The organism is Veillonella magna DSM 19857, from assembly GCF_000428745.1.
Lineage (GTDB): Bacteria > Bacillota > Negativicutes > Veillonellales > Veillonellaceae > Veillonella_A > Veillonella_A magna.
This window is the reverse complement of sequence record NZ_KE386795.1, coordinates 22692-38962: the sequence shown is the minus strand read 5'-3', so window position 1 is coordinate 38962 and position 16271 is coordinate 22692. Positions and strand designations below refer to the sequence as shown.

General features: G+C 41.8%; 15 protein-coding genes and 1 riboswitch. Of the genes, 3 read left to right on the top strand and 12 right to left on the bottom strand.

The annotated features are described in order from the left end of the window. The first annotated feature begins 29 nt into the window (after positions 1 to 29). A complete protein-coding gene (locus G344_RS10995) occupies positions 30 to 446 on the top strand; it encodes a helix-turn-helix domain-containing protein (RefSeq protein WP_038155256.1) in 417 nt (138 codons plus the stop codon). A 142-nt stretch (positions 447 to 588) separates the two neighbouring features. Here G344_RS10995 and G344_RS0107125 read toward each other — a convergent pair whose 3' ends face one another. The 4 genes from G344_RS0107125 to G344_RS0107110 form a co-directional block, all read right to left on the bottom strand. Continuing rightward, positions 589 to 1092 carry a low molecular weight protein-tyrosine-phosphatase gene (locus G344_RS0107125; protein ID WP_028255587.1) on the bottom strand — a complete coding sequence of 168 codons (504 nt, stop codon included), beginning with the start codon at positions 1090 to 1092 and terminating at the stop codon, positions 589 to 591. 17 nt (positions 1093 to 1109) lie between these two features. Then, positions 1110 to 1877: a cyclase family protein gene (locus tag G344_RS0107120; protein ID WP_028255586.1), complete on the bottom strand. Its 768-nt coding sequence runs from the start codon at positions 1875 to 1877 to the stop codon at positions 1110 to 1112. Positions 1878 to 2112: 235 nt separating this feature from the next. Continuing rightward, the gene (locus G344_RS0107115; protein ID WP_028255585.1) at positions 2113 to 2772 is read right to left on the bottom strand and encodes a TenA family protein; all 660 of its coding nucleotides are present in this window, start codon (positions 2770 to 2772) and stop codon (positions 2113 to 2115) included. 25 nt (positions 2773 to 2797) lie between these two features. After that, entirely contained in the window at positions 2798 to 3559 is a 762-nt protein-coding gene (locus G344_RS0107110; protein WP_038155254.1) for a DUF1638 domain-containing protein, read from the bottom strand. 96 nt (positions 3560 to 3655) lie between these two features. Here G344_RS0107110 and G344_RS0107105 point away from each other — a divergent pair, with 96 nt between their 5' ends. Beyond that, on the top strand, positions 3656 to 4153 hold the full coding sequence (locus G344_RS0107105) for a pyridoxamine 5'-phosphate oxidase family protein (protein WP_028255583.1): 498 nt from the start codon (positions 3656 to 3658) through the stop codon (positions 4151 to 4153). 191 nt (positions 4154 to 4344) lie between these two features. Next, positions 4345 to 4481: riboswitch (glycine riboswitch) on the top strand. 247 nt (positions 4482 to 4728) lie between these two features. Next, a complete protein-coding gene (locus G344_RS0107100) occupies positions 4729 to 6105 on the top strand; it encodes an alanine/glycine:cation symporter family protein (RefSeq protein ID WP_028255582.1) in 1377 nt (458 codons plus the stop codon). 143 nt (positions 6106 to 6248) lie between these two features. On the opposite strand, the gene cas2 is transcribed toward G344_RS0107100, so the two are convergent. The 8 genes from cas2 to G344_RS0107060 all read right to left on the bottom strand — a co-directional run bounded on the left by cas2 (position 6249) and on the right by G344_RS0107060 (position 15168). Next, the gene (cas2, locus tag G344_RS0107095; protein WP_028255581.1) at positions 6249 to 6527 is read right to left on the bottom strand and encodes a CRISPR-associated endonuclease Cas2; all 279 of its coding nucleotides are present in this window, start codon (positions 6525 to 6527) and stop codon (positions 6249 to 6251) included. Positions 6528 to 6596: 69 nt separating this feature from the next. Then, positions 6597 to 7589 (bottom strand): type I-B CRISPR-associated endonuclease Cas1b, encoded by a 993-nt coding sequence (gene cas1b, locus G344_RS0107090; protein WP_028255580.1) that lies wholly within the window; start codon positions 7587 to 7589, stop codon positions 6597 to 6599. Between the two features lie 11 nt (positions 7590 to 7600). Then, on the bottom strand, positions 7601 to 8104 hold the full coding sequence (cas4, locus tag G344_RS0107085; protein WP_028255579.1) for a CRISPR-associated protein Cas4: 504 nt from the start codon (positions 8102 to 8104) through the stop codon (positions 7601 to 7603). Positions 8105 to 8124: 20 nt separating this feature from the next. Further along, positions 8125 to 10797 carry a CRISPR-associated helicase/endonuclease Cas3 gene (locus G344_RS10990; RefSeq protein WP_028255578.1) on the bottom strand — a complete coding sequence of 891 codons (2673 nt, stop codon included), beginning with the start codon at positions 10795 to 10797 and terminating at the stop codon, positions 8125 to 8127. A gap of 80 nt (positions 10798 to 10877) precedes the next feature. Then, the gene (cas5, locus tag G344_RS0107075; RefSeq protein ID WP_028255577.1) at positions 10878 to 11951 is read right to left on the bottom strand and encodes a CRISPR-associated protein Cas5; all 1074 of its coding nucleotides are present in this window, start codon (positions 11949 to 11951) and stop codon (positions 10878 to 10880) included. Between the two features lie 12 nt (positions 11952 to 11963). After that, a complete protein-coding gene (gene cas7i / locus G344_RS0107070) occupies positions 11964 to 12866 on the bottom strand; it encodes a type I-B CRISPR-associated protein Cas7/Cst2/DevR (protein ID WP_028255576.1) in 903 nt (300 codons plus the stop codon). Between the two features lie 16 nt (positions 12867 to 12882). Further along, complete coding sequence (cas8a1, locus tag G344_RS0107065; RefSeq protein ID WP_028255575.1) at positions 12883 to 14367, bottom strand: type I CRISPR-associated protein Cas8a1/Csx8; 1485 nt, start codon at positions 14365 to 14367, stop codon at positions 12883 to 12885. Positions 14368 to 14439: 72 nt separating this feature from the next. Beyond that, entirely contained in the window at positions 14440 to 15168 is a 729-nt protein-coding gene (locus G344_RS0107060; protein ID WP_028255574.1) for a CRISPR-associated endoribonuclease Cas6, read from the bottom strand. Positions 15169 to 16271: the final 1103 nt, after the last annotated feature.

Sequence of the window (16271 nt, the reverse complement as noted above, 5' to 3'; positions counted from 1 at the left end):
TAACCAAAGAAAGAAGATGTACACAACTATTGGAAAAGCTATTTTCACTCAAAGAAATAGCCCACCTTTTCTTACAAGAAAAAAATTCCTTGGATGATCGTCTGTTCGAGACTCTTTCAAACCCGGAAGAGAAAATTGATGAACTGGCCCTTTGTGTGGGAAGAAAGTTAGCCTTTCGCCGCTATTCGTTAGACGTGTCACAAAAAAGCTTGGCCCATATTACCGGTCTAAGCGTAAGCTATATCAGTAGCCTCGAGCGAGGTGAAAGAGCCGGCGGCATCACTATGAGTCAATTATGCTTAGTCGCCTTTGCCCTTGACTATGAACTTTCCGATTTATTTACCATCACTACGCAAGATATAAAGCGCAGCCTTTCCTATCGCGAGTGCCGTCGTACGCATCATGCAACACGTATTCACACCACCGAAAGAGTGGGAACAGATTAATTTTATATTGTCATTTGGATTACAAAAAACTACTCTCCTATCGTAGTCATACAGAAGTGTTTCGTAAGTCTATAAATCTATAAAATCTATAAAAAGAAGGTTCTCCTATGACACTATCCGTGCTCATAGAAGAACCTTCTTTTTATATTCCATGCTTGTGCCGAATGGCCGCCAGCAAATTTGTACAGCTTACAATGACATCATCATAGGTTTCATCAAAATTCCCTGTGTACCATGGATCCTTCACGTCACGTGGAGCTCGCCGCTGACCTTCATCTGCCTGTAGCGACACGTCCGGTGTTGTAAAATACATAGCCTTATACACCTTATTATCCCGATCCTTACCAATAATTCGCATTGTGTTGCGCCAATTATTGTCATCCATCAAGATAACATACTCATAGGAAAGATAATCTTGCTTCGTCATCTGCCGCGCTTCACGTCGCCATATCGGCACGCCCATCTCTGCCATTTTTTGCTTTGTCCCATAATGAACATCGTTTCCTATTTCTTCACGAGACGTTGCTGCCGACGCAATATGAAACTGATCACTAAGCCCCGCTTCATTTACTAACTTTTGCATAACGAACTCTGCCATTGGTGACCGGCAAATATTGCCGTGGCAGACGAACAGAATATTGATCATCTTTTACTAATTCCTTTCTAGCGTTTTGGCTGCACTGCCACAGCTCGTACCGGTAATCCATTGGCTCCCTCAATATTAGCCCACGCCGCAAACAACACCGCACCGGTAGGTGCTACCCTATCAAGATTAGCCAGTAACTCTATCTGAATTTTGCCTTTAGACAATACATAGCGTTCACAAACCAAATCGCCATGTTCACGTACTATATACGATGCATCGGTATCTAGTGTTTCATGACCATTACCGGCAGCATTGCGTTCCTCATAAATATAGCGCAGTGCCTCCAGTGACCACCCCGGCGCATGCTCAACCCCATCCGCATCAACCCCGCTGAGTAAATCCATATTTGGCCAATGCTTATACCAATCCGTACGCAATGCTACGAAAGCACCTTCCGGAATTTGACCATACTCGGCTTCGAAGGCTTTAATATCTTCTACCGTCACGGCATACTCTTGATCCTTCGCTACCTTATCCGCCACATTGATTACCACCAACGGATATACCATATCATAAGGTCCAAAGGCTTCCGCTAATGCTGCACCGCGTACAAAGTGTCCGGGAAAGTCGATATGCGTACCAAACTGTCCGGGGAACTTAAACGTTTGAATCTGGCATTCCAAAATATCGTTATCCCAATCAAAGCAAGGCTTTCCAAGTTCAACGGAGCCTTTGGGAATACCGGACCACACCGGACTTTCATTGTTCAGCCTATGACTAAGTCCAACCCATTCATAAGCATCAGATTTTAGTTCTGTCACTAGATTCCATAAATTTTGTGCCATAATAACACCTCTCTCTTTTACATATACTCTTTCTCTCAAATCTCTCCTATCAATGACAACATATGTATCTGCACTTAATATACACCGCTAATGCCTTATATGGCCAGGAGTTGACTTATTATATCACGAGAGTCTATTACACACAATTGTCAGTGTAAAAAAGACTGCAAGGTAGTTAGTATCTATTAATATCTACCAATTTTATTAAATTAAGATATTACTACTTTTTATGAAATCACAATAACATCTTCCAAAAGGCCAACTCATGCCGACTAGCCTCAACAAACAAATCAATGAGAGCCGCTTGTCTTTCATTATCAAGTCCAGCACACAGGCGCTCTACCTCCTGTCGCCAGCTTTCAATATAGGCAGCATAACGTGATGATGTATAATCGGCAACCATCGGCGCGTAATACCCATGTGCCAAATGTGGCGACTGCCCTACCAATGTTGTAAATACATCATAATAGCCCATGAGACACGGCATGGTGACCATGACAATATCCTCTACTGTTCCCTGTTTTGCCGTAGTCAACAAAAACTCAGCATATGCCTTACCCACCGGTTTTAGTGTCATCTCATCGATATCAGCATCACTAAGTCCAAACTCTTCTAAATATGCTAACCTCGTTTTATTTTCTCCGTCACTTACATAACCGAGGGCTTCATAAAAAAGCTGCATTTCGCGAAGCGTTCGACTCTTCGCTACTGCATAACCAAAACATTTTAAATAGGCACGTAAATACAGGCTGTCCTGCACTATATAATTTCTAAACGCATCCTGCGAAAGTGTTCCTTTCTCCATAGCAACCAAAAACGGTACCTTACTGTATGCCTTCCAATAGGAATCCGCCGCCGAGATTGCCTTATCAATAAACAATGTAGACTGTTTCATTCACACCCCGCCTTCACGTCTGTACTTAAAGATCCGTATCTATCGTATAGTATGATGGCGGCACTTCTCCGCCTTTCGGTACAATCAAGAAGTCATCATCAAATTGCTGTCGTGCAATTTTACGTAACACACCATATGTTCCCTTGACGCTTAGGATCCGCCCATCCAGTACATTCACCAACGGACGGATATACTCTTCTACTTCTTTTGTGTTATACGTACCCGTGTCGATAATGTAAAAATCCTTGAAGTCCTTATAAATCTGTCGCAAAAATGTTTCCGCCGCTTCACGGCCTTTACTCTTCACGAGACTATCCAAGTCAAGAGTAGACTGCTTCATGTAATCAGCCCAATCAGCTGTTAAAAAAATACTGTGCTTAGGTCGTTGCAACGTAGTAAGACTTTCACCGCTAAGAAGAATATCAAGACAATCACGCGTGCGCGGTAGAATCAGCTCACCATGTGTTGCACGCAAACCAATAGTGCCTCCGCCACAACCGGATGGACAAACGATGATACGCATTGCATCGGTCAACTTATCAATCTGCTCTTGTACATAGCGCTGCAGTTTCTCAGGATCACTGTGCAATCCGGCAGGTAAATAAATTACCATTGGTGTACTTAACTCATCGGCCCTCATAGTAGCCGTTGGTTTACTTAACTCGCCGGCCCTCACAGTAGCCGTTGCCTTTTTATTAGTTACCTTATCTTCCTCCTCACCTAAGGCGGCCAATAGTTCACGCTTTAATGTGGGACAACAGAGAATATATGTCTTGCCTACGCTCATTATACCTTTCCTCCATTCTCTTTTTGTTATCCTCAGTATATAATGGTATTGGTCGATAGGCAATGATTATACATTTTCTACAGAAAGGATGAGTCTATGTTCCGTTCTATGCGCCGCCACAAACAACAGCTTCCCATGAGTGAAACCGAAGCTATTTTACAGCAGAACACTTCCGGTGTACTCTCTGTCATTGGCGATGGTGGATATCCTTACGGCGTTCCCATCAGCTATGCCTATAAAAATAATAAACTCTATTTTCACTCCGCTCTTTCAGGGCATAAAATCGATGCTCTTACAGCAAATGACAAAGCCAGCTTTACCGTCATCGACAGCGACCTTGTTATCCCTCATAAATTTACCACCTTGTACCGCAGTGCGATTGCCTTCGGACGTGTGCGCATCATTACCGACAAGGAAGAATTTATGGCGGCAGCTCATATCCTGGCCGATCGTTACGCTCCGGAATCTTTGGTTACCATGGATCGACGCGAACAAGAAATCGCCACCGGTGGCCCGTCCATGCACATGTTAGTCATGGATATTGAGCAGCTTACCGGCAAGGAATGTATTGAGCTGACACGACTACGCGACTAAGAAAATCTACATACAAGATACACTCTTCTCTTGTATGTAGATTTTTTTTGTGCAAACCTCTTGCTTTTTTTCATTGACCTCGTTATAATTAGGTCCATCAAATCAATATGGCGTGGATGAAACATATGGGAGAAGGATTACCTACCGAAGGAGCAAAACTCTCAGGTGCTCACAAGAGCGGAACCGTATGCGGACACAACTCTGGAGAGTCCCTTAAATGGGCGCCGAAGGTGCACGGGACTGATCGATGTAACACGATAAACCATCATTGGAATGTCAGTTACGAATCAATCCCTTATCTCTCAGGCCAAAGGACAGAGCTCATCGTAAATTGTTACAACCAAGTAATACGCGGCAATGTAGATATTACCCGTGGTGATACATTTGCTTTTTATACATTTGCCTTTTATTGCTTATATTGGTATCTTATCATCCCGGTAGGCTGCAGCCCGGCGTGACAAGCCACCATAGTAACGACTTCGTTTGCACCAGAGTATATTCCATATTCCGGTGTTTTTTTTATTACCAAAAACACCCTCTTATTTCCTACTGTTTGAGAAAAAGGAGATGTATGTATGTTAGATATACTCAACCAAATTGATTCGTTTGTATGGGGCCCACCCCTTCTTATGTTATTAGTCGGCACCGGTATCTGGCTGACCGTACGGCTCGGTGTATTGCAGGTTGTCCGTCTGCCTCGTGCCCTTACCTTAATTTTCACTTCTAAAAATGATGGGTCCGGCGATGTGAACAGCTTTCAATCACTGATGACCGCCTTAGCTGCTACCGTCGGCACCGGTAATATCGTTGGCGTAGCTACGGCACTGAAAGCCGGTGGTCCCGGTGCCCTCTTTTGGATGTGGCTGGCAGCATTCTTCGGTATGGCCACCAAGTATGCGGAAGGTCTCTTAGCCGTGAAATACCGCAGCGTTGATAAAAATGGCAATATTGCCGGCGGTCCTATGTACTATATTGAAAAAGGACTCGGAGAAAAGTATCGCCCCTTAGCTGTGCTCTTCGCTTTATTCGGCGTACTTTGTGCCTACTTTGGCATCGGTACCTTTGCCCAGGTAAACTCCATCGTTGAAATTACTCAGCTAGCAGCCGGTATCCCTGTGGAATATACCGGTATAGTGCTCACTGTCTTGGTCGCCTCTATTACCCTTGGCGGGTTGAAATCCATTGCTCGTGTAGCCGGTAAACTCGTGCCGACTATGGCTCTATTATATTTACTAATTACTATGGGCATCCTCATTTTTAATATCGATGCCCTACCGGCAGCTATTGCTTCCGTCATTGAAAGTGCGTTCACACCTACAGCTGCTACCGGCGGTTTCCTCGGTGCCACGGTAATGATGGCGCTTCGCAACGGTGTAGCTCGCGGTGTATTCTCCAACGAATCCGGCCTCGGCAGTGCACCTATTGTAGCTGCTGCAGCAAAAACAAAATGGCCTGCCGAACAAGGTCTCATCTCCATGACAGGTACCTTCATCGATACTATTATCATCTGTACGCTTACCGGTTTATCGCTTATCGTAACCGGAGCTTGGTCCGGCGAATTTAACGGCGCCGCTATGACACAGCAAGCATTCGTTTCCGTATATGGCAATCTGGGCAGTCTTCTCCTCATGATTGGACTTTCCCTATTCGCCTTCACCACTATTCTCGGTTGGAATTACTATGGTGAACGCTGTATCGAATACCTGTTAGGCGTGAAAGCTATTCTCCCGTATCGGTTGATCTTTATCGGTCTTATCGCTTGCGGTCCCTTCCTCAAATTGGAAGCTATCTGGGTATTGGCCGATATCGTCAACGGTCTCATGGCAATTCCTAACCTAATCGCGCTTCTTGGTTTAACCGGCGTTATCGTTGCCGAAACCAAACGCTACTTCGACTATGTAAAGCAAGAAGAAGCGGAAGCGGCTTTAGAAGGGGAAACAGTAAAGATGTAATTCCCAAAAGGCTTCCTTATACCTCGGCAATTTAATCGCATAAGAACAGAGAGGTTCATATATCCTAGCGGTCAAGTCTAGCAAATGACACTCATATGATATATGAACCTCTCTATTTCTATTCTCTTCATAAATAAAGATATCTATAAAAAATTAGATGTTGCTTTATCTTCCTTTCCCCACACCTCTTTTTTGAGCCATCTGGACCCACTGCTCTTAAAAAGCAACACAGAATCAAGATCATCGCGAATCCATTGTTTTAGTTCTGCTCGCAATTTAACAATGCCTGACTCTGTCAATTCGCCTTCAAAAACAGAGTTTTGCACATGATGTAAATATTGTTTAGAAATAGAATAAATCCGCCGCCATGCTTTTGCACCATTCTCATCCTTAGCAATGTCATACACTAAAATAACATACATATTATACCTCCTGCGATGATAGCCAATATTACACCTATCGCTCTAACGCTATCCTATCACACATCAGTACTACCACCAGATAACAAAGGGCTCGTAATTCTTTTCACCAATAAAATGCTTCGTTAACTTAAAGCATTCCAACCGCATCAAATATTGATAAGATACCTGGCGACCCAAGTCCTTATGCATAATAGTTTTCTTCAAGCTTTCCTCCAGTTCACCGGCAATCAGCCGTGATGCTTCAGGCTTCAGATGCAGGTAATTTAGTCCCTCCGTAAAACTTTTCTGCGTAATCTGCTTCTTGTTTAGCAGACGGAAAATCAAACGATCACCGATAAGTGGCTTAAATATTTCCGTAATATCAAGGCACAAAGAAAAGCGTCTCTCTCCCGGCTCATGTAAATAGCTAATCGTCGGATTTAGTGCTGTATGATATATTTCGCCTAGTGCCTTCGTGTAAATCAACATATTAACGTATGATATCAGGGAGTTAATCATAGTAGTCGGTGGCCGTTTTTCTCGTTTCGTAAAATTAATTTCTTGATCTACGATGGTATTCCATGCGCTGTAATATGCTTTACGTGCCATCCCCTCACAGCCCATAACCTCTTGAATTGTTATGGCCCGCGACAATGGTCTTTCCATCGCTTTTATTTCTCCCATCATAGATGACACATCCTTACCGCGACTGTTGTAATAGCGTAGATTTCTATACATACTGTCCATAGCCCCTTGAACAAACGCCTTAGCCAAGGTCAATCGTTTATCTGCTTCTTGGTAATGCTCCACCTGTTTAACCAATAATTTTCCTGCTACTTGTTTTTCTCGCGGATAAAAAGAACCTGTATAAAAGCTATAATAATTAAAAAAATGAACGGCCACATTAGCTGCCCCCAGAAAGTTTAAACACCGACTGTTAACATCTACTTCTCCCATAATATATAAATCACTAATCGTTTCAATAGGAAGGTATCTCCCCTTGCCTTCTGCCGTTACAAAGTGAACCGTATTATCCTTACGTTCCAAGCGCCCTGCCGAATAGATGTAAAAGCTCTGTTTCATAATCCCACCTCTTACAAATAGCACAAATCATAGTACGCACAGGCGTTACAAATTTTTTTAGTTGTTAGCTCCGGTGGTTTCGTGTCTGTCACAATACGCCGAATATCTACCAGCATATCGTCAAGCACCTGCTCATCATCCGCTGTCAATGTGACGTATTCTTTCTTTTTTAATAACGGGTAATTAATGACACCACTAAGGCCTGTAGCGCCGCGCTCTTTCAAATAATACAAATAATATTTGATTTGCCAAATAGATGCCTCTTCCACCGCACGACTTTTCTTTACTTCGTGAATCTCCTTCTTAGATTTAATAAAATCAATGTTAATCACCGCATCAATCTCGATATGCTTATCCTCTTTGGCAAAAGTTTGTTCATCGATAACGCGCCCGATTTGTACCAATTCATTATCTTGCTCCAATGTAATTCCGTTAGCAAAATACCAAAGCTTACGCGGGCACACCAGATAGTAGTAAAGCATAACGCCGGTAACCCGTATATTCGATGTACTCATCACCGTTCACCTCCCTGCGCTTACAGCATATTATTTCTCCCGCTTGCTTCATCGTCGGTATGAGATAGCATAGCCTCATAGGCGCTAGCTATATCATCCTTCATAATTAAACCAATGGTATTGTCATAGTACAGTGTGGTTCTGGGAATTTTCCAATACGGTGTAACCTCATAACATAATTTACTTATTGCCAATGTACCATCTTTTCTTGGATACCGAATACTCCCCGGTACCGATACGGTATGCTGCTGAATAGTTTGCCTTGCTCGTTCCTTATCCGCTGCCGAAGCATTGCCATCATTAAGGACCTCTTTGGCCGCCTCCATAGCCGCATATGTATCGGTATCAAGGCTGTCATGACAGAGAATTTCCTTTTCGGGAATCACATCAATAGAATCAATATCCCGCAGCTTGCGCGCCATCACTGCATCAGGCGTATCATTTGTACTCTTAATAATGGCCAGCTCACCGTTTCGTATCGCGCTATATTCCTCGCGATATGCCTTCATAAATCGACTGTCCTTCACCCTATCCATGGTGAATGCCGTCTCAATCCAGGCTAATTTTTCTTCTTCCGTCATCGGTATGCCCGCACACACTCCGATAGAACACGGATCCATCGTATCATCCACGAGTGTTAACAATACGTCCTTCGACGCTTCATACAAATCTCGGTCGATGAATCCCTTTTTCCTGTCGCCTGCCTCGTACGACTCTGTTAAATAGGCATCTTCAATGTCCGTATAAATATAACAATTACATACATCAATCGGCTTATTGCCTTTCCGATTACACCGTCCCAATCGCTGCAATAACGATGTTATATAAGATAACTCCGTAAACAATACATCAAAGTCAATGTCTAGCGAGGCTTCACAAATCGAAGTCGTTACCCAAATGCCGGATCCACTATGCTCCGTCCTGCCAAAGGACATAATCTGGCTTTCTTTTTTAGCTCGATCGACACCGGTAAACCGACTGTGAAAAATAGATACCGCCTCACCCACTTCTTGGCGCAAAGTAATATACATACGCTGTGCATCGGCAATGGTATTACATATAACTAAAATTTTATTGCTGTTACCCTTCGTTTCGTTTCGACGATAACAAGTCAAAATATCCTCGGCCGAGATCTTACAAGGTCGTATGCATACCGAATGGCGCGGTGGCTTTGCTTTGAAAAACGACGGGTTTCCTAGTGCATGAAGCTGTCTACGACCATCAACAATACGTCCCGGTTCGGTATCTACCCCGTCAAAGGGTATATGCTGTACCAATAAATCGCGAATGAATGGTGGCATAGTCGCTGTTATGATAGCGACTTTTCCTCCTAATTGCACGGCACACTCCAAACCGTAAATTAAATAGGCCAACAGTCTGGGGTCATACATCTGAATTTCATCAATTACTACTTTAGAAATAGCTACGGTTGCCATTTTTCGCTGGTACCCTTTTAAGCGAAATACAAAGTCAAAGAGCTGGTCAACCGTAGATATAATTAGGGGCAATGAAAATTGTTTAGCTCGTTCACGCCACTCCAGTAATTCATAAAAGAGTTCCGACGCATTCGATGCAGCCATGTCTACTTCTTGACTCTCCTCGATTTCCGTCTTCATCAAGTGATATAAACCGGTAGAGTGAAGTAATGATGTGCTCTCATGCACACGTTGCCGATAGTCTTCATATCCTTTGGAGCGGTAATATGCCGTTACATATTCCACCACACGATTATGAATTGCATTAATCGCTGTACGTAGCGGCAGAAAGAATAGCCCCTTCTCATTGCCAATCCATAAAAGTGCACCTTCCGTCTTTCCCATCCCCGTTTCACCGGTAATCATGACATTCGCATTGCGATGATCTTTACAATATCGCTGTAAGTCGTTCCATTCGGCGTCCGGATTTTTTTCTCGCCACGTTGTCACCACATGCTCCATGGTCTCTTCCAAAAATTCATTGGCGTAAGCTACCTCTCGATCGCCGCTGGCCGCATAATCACATAACATGAGCAGTCCCGTAATATAATCGCGATAATTCCAAATTTCAATGGGAATTTTTACATTAGTACGATCAAGACCATCCCGTAGCGTTCTCTTTTTTACTTTTGTTGCCTTTGCGCAGAATTGCTGTAAAAACTTTTCTTTAACCTCTTCTAAAACGGCACTCTTATCAATGCGTTTAGCCATGTCATCAAAGAGAAAGTGATGATGCGCTATCGCATACACTAAATCCTGCCATTCAGCATCCTCCAATGCATACACACCGTCTATCGCTTGGCGAGTACAAAAAATAGACAAATAATTGTGGGGCAATTCTTCTGCACTGTTAAAATATGTCTTCTTCTGACTTTTAACCCGTTCTTGAAACTGTTCATTACATTTTCCCATGTCGTGGAAAAAAGCAGCCAAAAGAACGATAAGCGCCGGATGCTTTTTATACACTGTTTGTCCTTTTCCTGCAACAATCTCCATTGTGCCATCGGGAAGTACGCCAATCTCTATTAATTGCTTCGCTTTACTTGCCACTGCTTTCAGGTGACTCCTTAATGATTGCCAAGCCGTAGTATCGTGAGTGCCACGTCCTTTACCTTTTGCATAGTAGTGTGACAATTCTTCCGTGGCAATGGCTTCGCATAGCCGTTCGAACAATACATCAATATCCATGCGTACATTATTTGCTATTGTTATCTCCATACCGACTCCTCAATACTAAAAAATCGCCGCATGACACGCCATTAATCAACGTGCCATAACGGCGAACTAACCGGTCACTGCTATAAAAAATTAACTACCAACGGCATATCTGCTTCCGTTATATCAATAAACGTGCGTCCGTCTTCATCACATTCAACATCAACCGAAGGCGATGATGTAAGTATAACCGGTACCTTCGAAAAAATACGTTTTCCCGTTTTCTCTTCCAGATGATATACCTTAGATACATAATACTTTGTACGATATCCTGTTGCCTTTATGATTTCGTCAAAATCAGGACTATATACATACATGGTGTATGGTGATTGTATCTCTTTTTCAGTTTCGTTGATGGATAATTCCACCATCCGACAATCCTCAATCGTAACAAAATCTTCGCTGCGACCAATGCATGATACATTATCTATATGATCCATAATATCGCGTAATATGTCTTCATCAGCCCGAACATGAATAACAAGCTCTACTTCGTACAAGGTTTCATAGTACTGAGGAATGGTGGTTAAATCCTTATAACAGCTCATCGGTAGCGTGTATTCGCGCTCTTCGCGATCCTTAAACTCATCCTTGTACGCTTTTGCTTCTGCTTTTAATGCCTTTGCTTTTTCTTTTAGCGCCTTCGCTTCTTCTTTGCCTGCTTTCTTAGCCGCTACCAGTAATTCTTTGGCTTCCTTCTCCAAAGGATTGCATACATCGGCAAGGCGCCCTTTCTTTTCCTCATCAAAGGCATCCTTTTTTCTCAGCAATGCCCGATATTCTTCCAATAGCTCTTCGTTAAGAACGTCAATGGTAATCCCCTTCTTGAAGCTATTCCCTTGCGATTTCTTTGCCTTGGCTACCGGAATATATTGTCCGGATAAAAACTCACCGTTCGGCACCTTAACCAACATACCACGGTCATCCATAACTGTATTCAAAAAGCAATGGCTCGTAAAAATTTCTTTCTGCAACGAACCGAATCTTCCTTGGATACTCACATCCATAGGATGATAGGAGTTATACCCACACGCCGCATGTAACGCCCCGATGACGGTCGACGGCTGCGGTAAGGGATATGTCATGCGGTTATCAATGGATTCACCGCGATGATAGTGGGCCACCGGCTGCGTTACGTGCAATCGTACCGCTTTCATTGTGATTTCCTCCTACTTTCCTTCATAGTACGCAGCTACATCAGCTTTGACCCTATCAAAGAAGGCACTTACCGATTGCGGTTTTAATACTGCTTTAACCTCTTCTTCATTGGTAAATCCGCCACCTTCTAAGAATCCGCAATGGAAGCCTTGGTCTAATTTATTCTTTAAATCTTCCGTAAGCTGTAACGCCCCATTCTTCATGTGAACTACATTTTCAAAATAGTGTGTACGACGCGGACTAATCCCTCCGACTACAAAAATAGGTTCTGCATTATCCAGATTACCTTTGACAACTAAATTCAAATCGCGGACAGCATCTAACAGCGCATTAATACGAGCAATTTTTTCTTCTTTAGGCGCCTCGGCATTAAAATTATCATCTCGCCCCAGCTGTTCCAAGTCGATAGTTAAGCTGTATACTTTATAGGATTTATCATATTCATATTGATAGGGCATAAGACCTACCTTATCAGCACTGTTTTGTACATTCAGCCCCTGCTGTTTGGCTTCGATAGTGGCTAAATACAAATTATTATGGAATCGCGTTTCATCGGCAAAGGGGTCCACCGAAATGGCATCGGTTAGAAAAAAAGAACTCTTGCGGATATACGTAGCCTTTCCCTTATCACCGGCTACCTTAACATTCGTATTCATATAGCCTGCATCGAGAGCGCGGCAGGTAGCCGCATTTTTTACTTCGGATACAGCCTTTTGCACGGCGCCGTCAACAGTGGTGGCTAATTCATCATACCAACCGCTTTGCACCATAAGCGCATTCTTTAAACTTTCTCGGCTTCGGATAGCATAACTGCGCTGATTACGAACTACCTTTTGCACCGTTGAAATATTCCCCAATCCTTCCGAATAATTTGATGTCATGTTAGCAATGACTGTTATCGTTACTGCTTTCATTGGTTCTCCTCCTTACTTATTCATTGACACCCGATGACGATGCTTCTACTTTTTCCGGTGCCCCTAATGCTTCGATAAAGGTGTAAAATACGTCCTTATTCTGTTCAAAATCAGCAAATATTTCACTGGCAAAGGGGAAATATATACCACTGTAAATCGATAAATGAAGTAGTATTTGGCTGGCTTTATCATAGTTATGCCCGACTATCGCACTGAGCAATTTCGTCCGATAGGTTCGTAGTTTATTTTCCTTAACAGCCGGGCTTTTTCGCACTTCTTGTGCACAGGCCCAAGCTTGCTTTGCTGCTTTCTTCATCGTATCCCCTCCAGTTCTAATTTGTAAGTTTATTTCTATCAGTCGATGAATCACTGCCTTTACATGCGCATTGGCCGTAAATTCATTTTCCTTAAGAAAAAATTCAATCCATTTATCCAGTAACGTATCTTGTAAAACGGCTTTGAGTACCTCTTTTTGAATATCGATATAATCTTGACTACTGTCGCTCTTATAAATCCGCGATAGCGCCTGATAAAAAGTTACTTCTTTCTTTTGTCCCGGATTGGCATGATCATCCATAGTAAAGGTCTTTTCCATGCCTTCTAATATTTTCATCGCTTTCTCGCGAACATATACTGTTTCAAAAAATCCCTTGTCTTGATCCTTAACAATGATTTCAATATCTCCCGGATTATGCTTTATGATATGGATTAAAAATTTCCACAACACCTGCGTATCTGTTAACCGGCGTCCTTTCCTCTCCTCATCACCTTTAATCCCCCGTAGGATTCCTGCCACGGCTATCATCTGCTTAATACTATAGCTGTTATTAATAAAATACTTGATTCGTCCACCAGAAAACGCAAAGGGAATAAAATCAAAAATAATACTGTCCGTACTGTCGATTCTCCCCTTATCAAAGCCATACCCTTGTGATTTTCCCTTTTTAGGTACATCAAGATAATAACCGTTTAACCGACATGCCTCTCCGGCCTCTTTGAGCAGCATATTCGTGTTGGCATAGTTAGCATAAAGATTTTTCTTATTGCGATATGTTTCTAGTACCAGCTCTTGCTTATGGGCCCGCAAGGTATCAAGAATCTCCGCACGATTTTCCTCGCTAATCTTTTCTTTATTAAATATTTTCTTAAGAATCGTATTGGACCCTTGCCCTGTCAACAAGTCATTGCATTCTTTTAAGTCGTCTTCACTAAGCGGAGCTGCTTCGCGTAATTTTCTCTCTAATTGGCAAGGCTGTAACAAGGGGCCGAAAAATTCACCGACAAACTGAATATATTGTTCTTCCGTAATATCTGTCATGTTAAACTGAAAACATTCATCTTCACAATCGATAACCGGATTGTATGCCCTGGCATCCTCATTGTACTCAACGCCACACGACTCCAAATATTCGCGTAAGCCTATAATGGCTGCAGAATAACGCCAGTCGGAAGCAAAGATTGACGTATCAAATTGACTCCCTTCCGGATTATGTATTAACACAGTATCCCTCCTTCCAAGCTATATATCTTTCACAAGTAACTTGTAGGCTATGCCTTTACACCTTCTATCTTTTTATACCTGTACTTTGTCAATTTTGCCAAACCCCTGCGACCGTCGACTGCCAATCCCTGCGTCAAGCAAATATTGAAGAGTAAATCGATTACCGGAAAGAATGAAATATCCCACTGTTATAGGTAATTTAAGACCAAAATGTGACACAATAACTTTTTTTGCTTCCGCCACTGTAACTGTAATGGCCGTGTCCTTAAAGCCGGCTCGATCTAACTGATCGGACAGCGAACGCTCCAACTCCGTTACAAAATCGGCATCATCACAGCAATAGTAGCTATCTTTGTTCGTGTCTCTATCATGATTACGAACTACCAGTCCACCACCGGGACTTGTACGTACCAAGACTTGATCACTTACTACTTTCTGTTCTCGTTCCAGTTGAATACGATCCAAGGTCATCTGATTTTGTAACGCCAACGGATATGTTTTATGCTTTTGTTTTATTAAACAATTCAAGAAAATTCGACCTAACCCATTGGACTCGTCCGTTGCCGAAACACTAACCTTCATACGAGGTTTTTCAATAGTAATGCATTCGCTGCTGAACACCGGCTTGTCTAATACCACCGAAAATGTATAGCACTTATTGATTGTATTTTGAAAAAACGATGTGAAGTATCTTCCATCATTGGCTTCTGTCAATGCATTTTTGATAAAGCTAATGATAGAACGCCGTAACTCTGTAGGAAGCCGATTATGCGCCAGCGTGAAATACAACGAAAAACGCATTTATACGTTTCACCCTTTCTATATATATTTTAACATGGAATTACTTTATTTATAAATTAATTATTACTCTTAAATTTTGTTCTGTCAAGTAAAAATAAATATATTTCATAGATTACATGCAATAATCTCATATATTGTAAACGCTATGCAAAGATTAAATTCTTCCTTTAATTGTATCGAAGCAATTAGCTATTAAGAATATTATTAGTACACTAAGTATATAAAAGTTTCACTTTTTAATTCCACTCTGGAATTACTGATACACAAATATATGCCATGACACAATGATATGTAGAAATTTACATTCCACTATGGATTAATTTCTCACTTCTGTGCCAACAATAGTAAAATATAAATAAAAGAGATTACTCTCTCTATCGCAGCGTAAACAAACTCGAGTTGTTACTGCCGTAGAATTTAAATTTAGTGTGCTAGAAATTTTCTAGCTATTTTATCCTGCTTCAGTTGTTACTACAGTAGAATTTAAATCGGGATGTTATGAAGGCGTTGTATCCGATGACGGCCTTCAGTTGTTACTACAGTAGAATTTAAAATTTTTTTGACAAGAGCATTCGGAAAACCGAAAACGACTTCAGTTGTTACTATAATGAAGTTCAAATTATATTTGACTTGATGTGCTTTACCCTGTTACAAACTCCTATCGTCACTTTTTATACATACCTGGTATATCATAAAAAAATCTCTTTTATTATGCAATTTTCTACCAGCTATTACCAGTCCCAGTATATCACATGCATCTGATTATATATAGCATCTTTGCCTTCATCACTTGGAGTACACACCAAGTAGTATCATTCAGACACAGCCTCACTAAACAATCTCTGTCGACCCTTAGTATGATCTATTTTCCCTTCTATCGACAATGGATCAATGACTTGTAAATATGAAAAATTTATAGCATAATTATTTCATCAGAATACTTAAGAGTAGCAGTCCGACAGAAATGCTTATTTTTATCTGCACTGCCACTACAATATGAGTGTTAGCCTTCAGTTGTTACTAAAGTAGAATTTAAATGAAAACTATCAAAGTTACATTGCTTTTTGCGTGCAACCTTCAGTTGTTACTAAAGTAGAATTTAA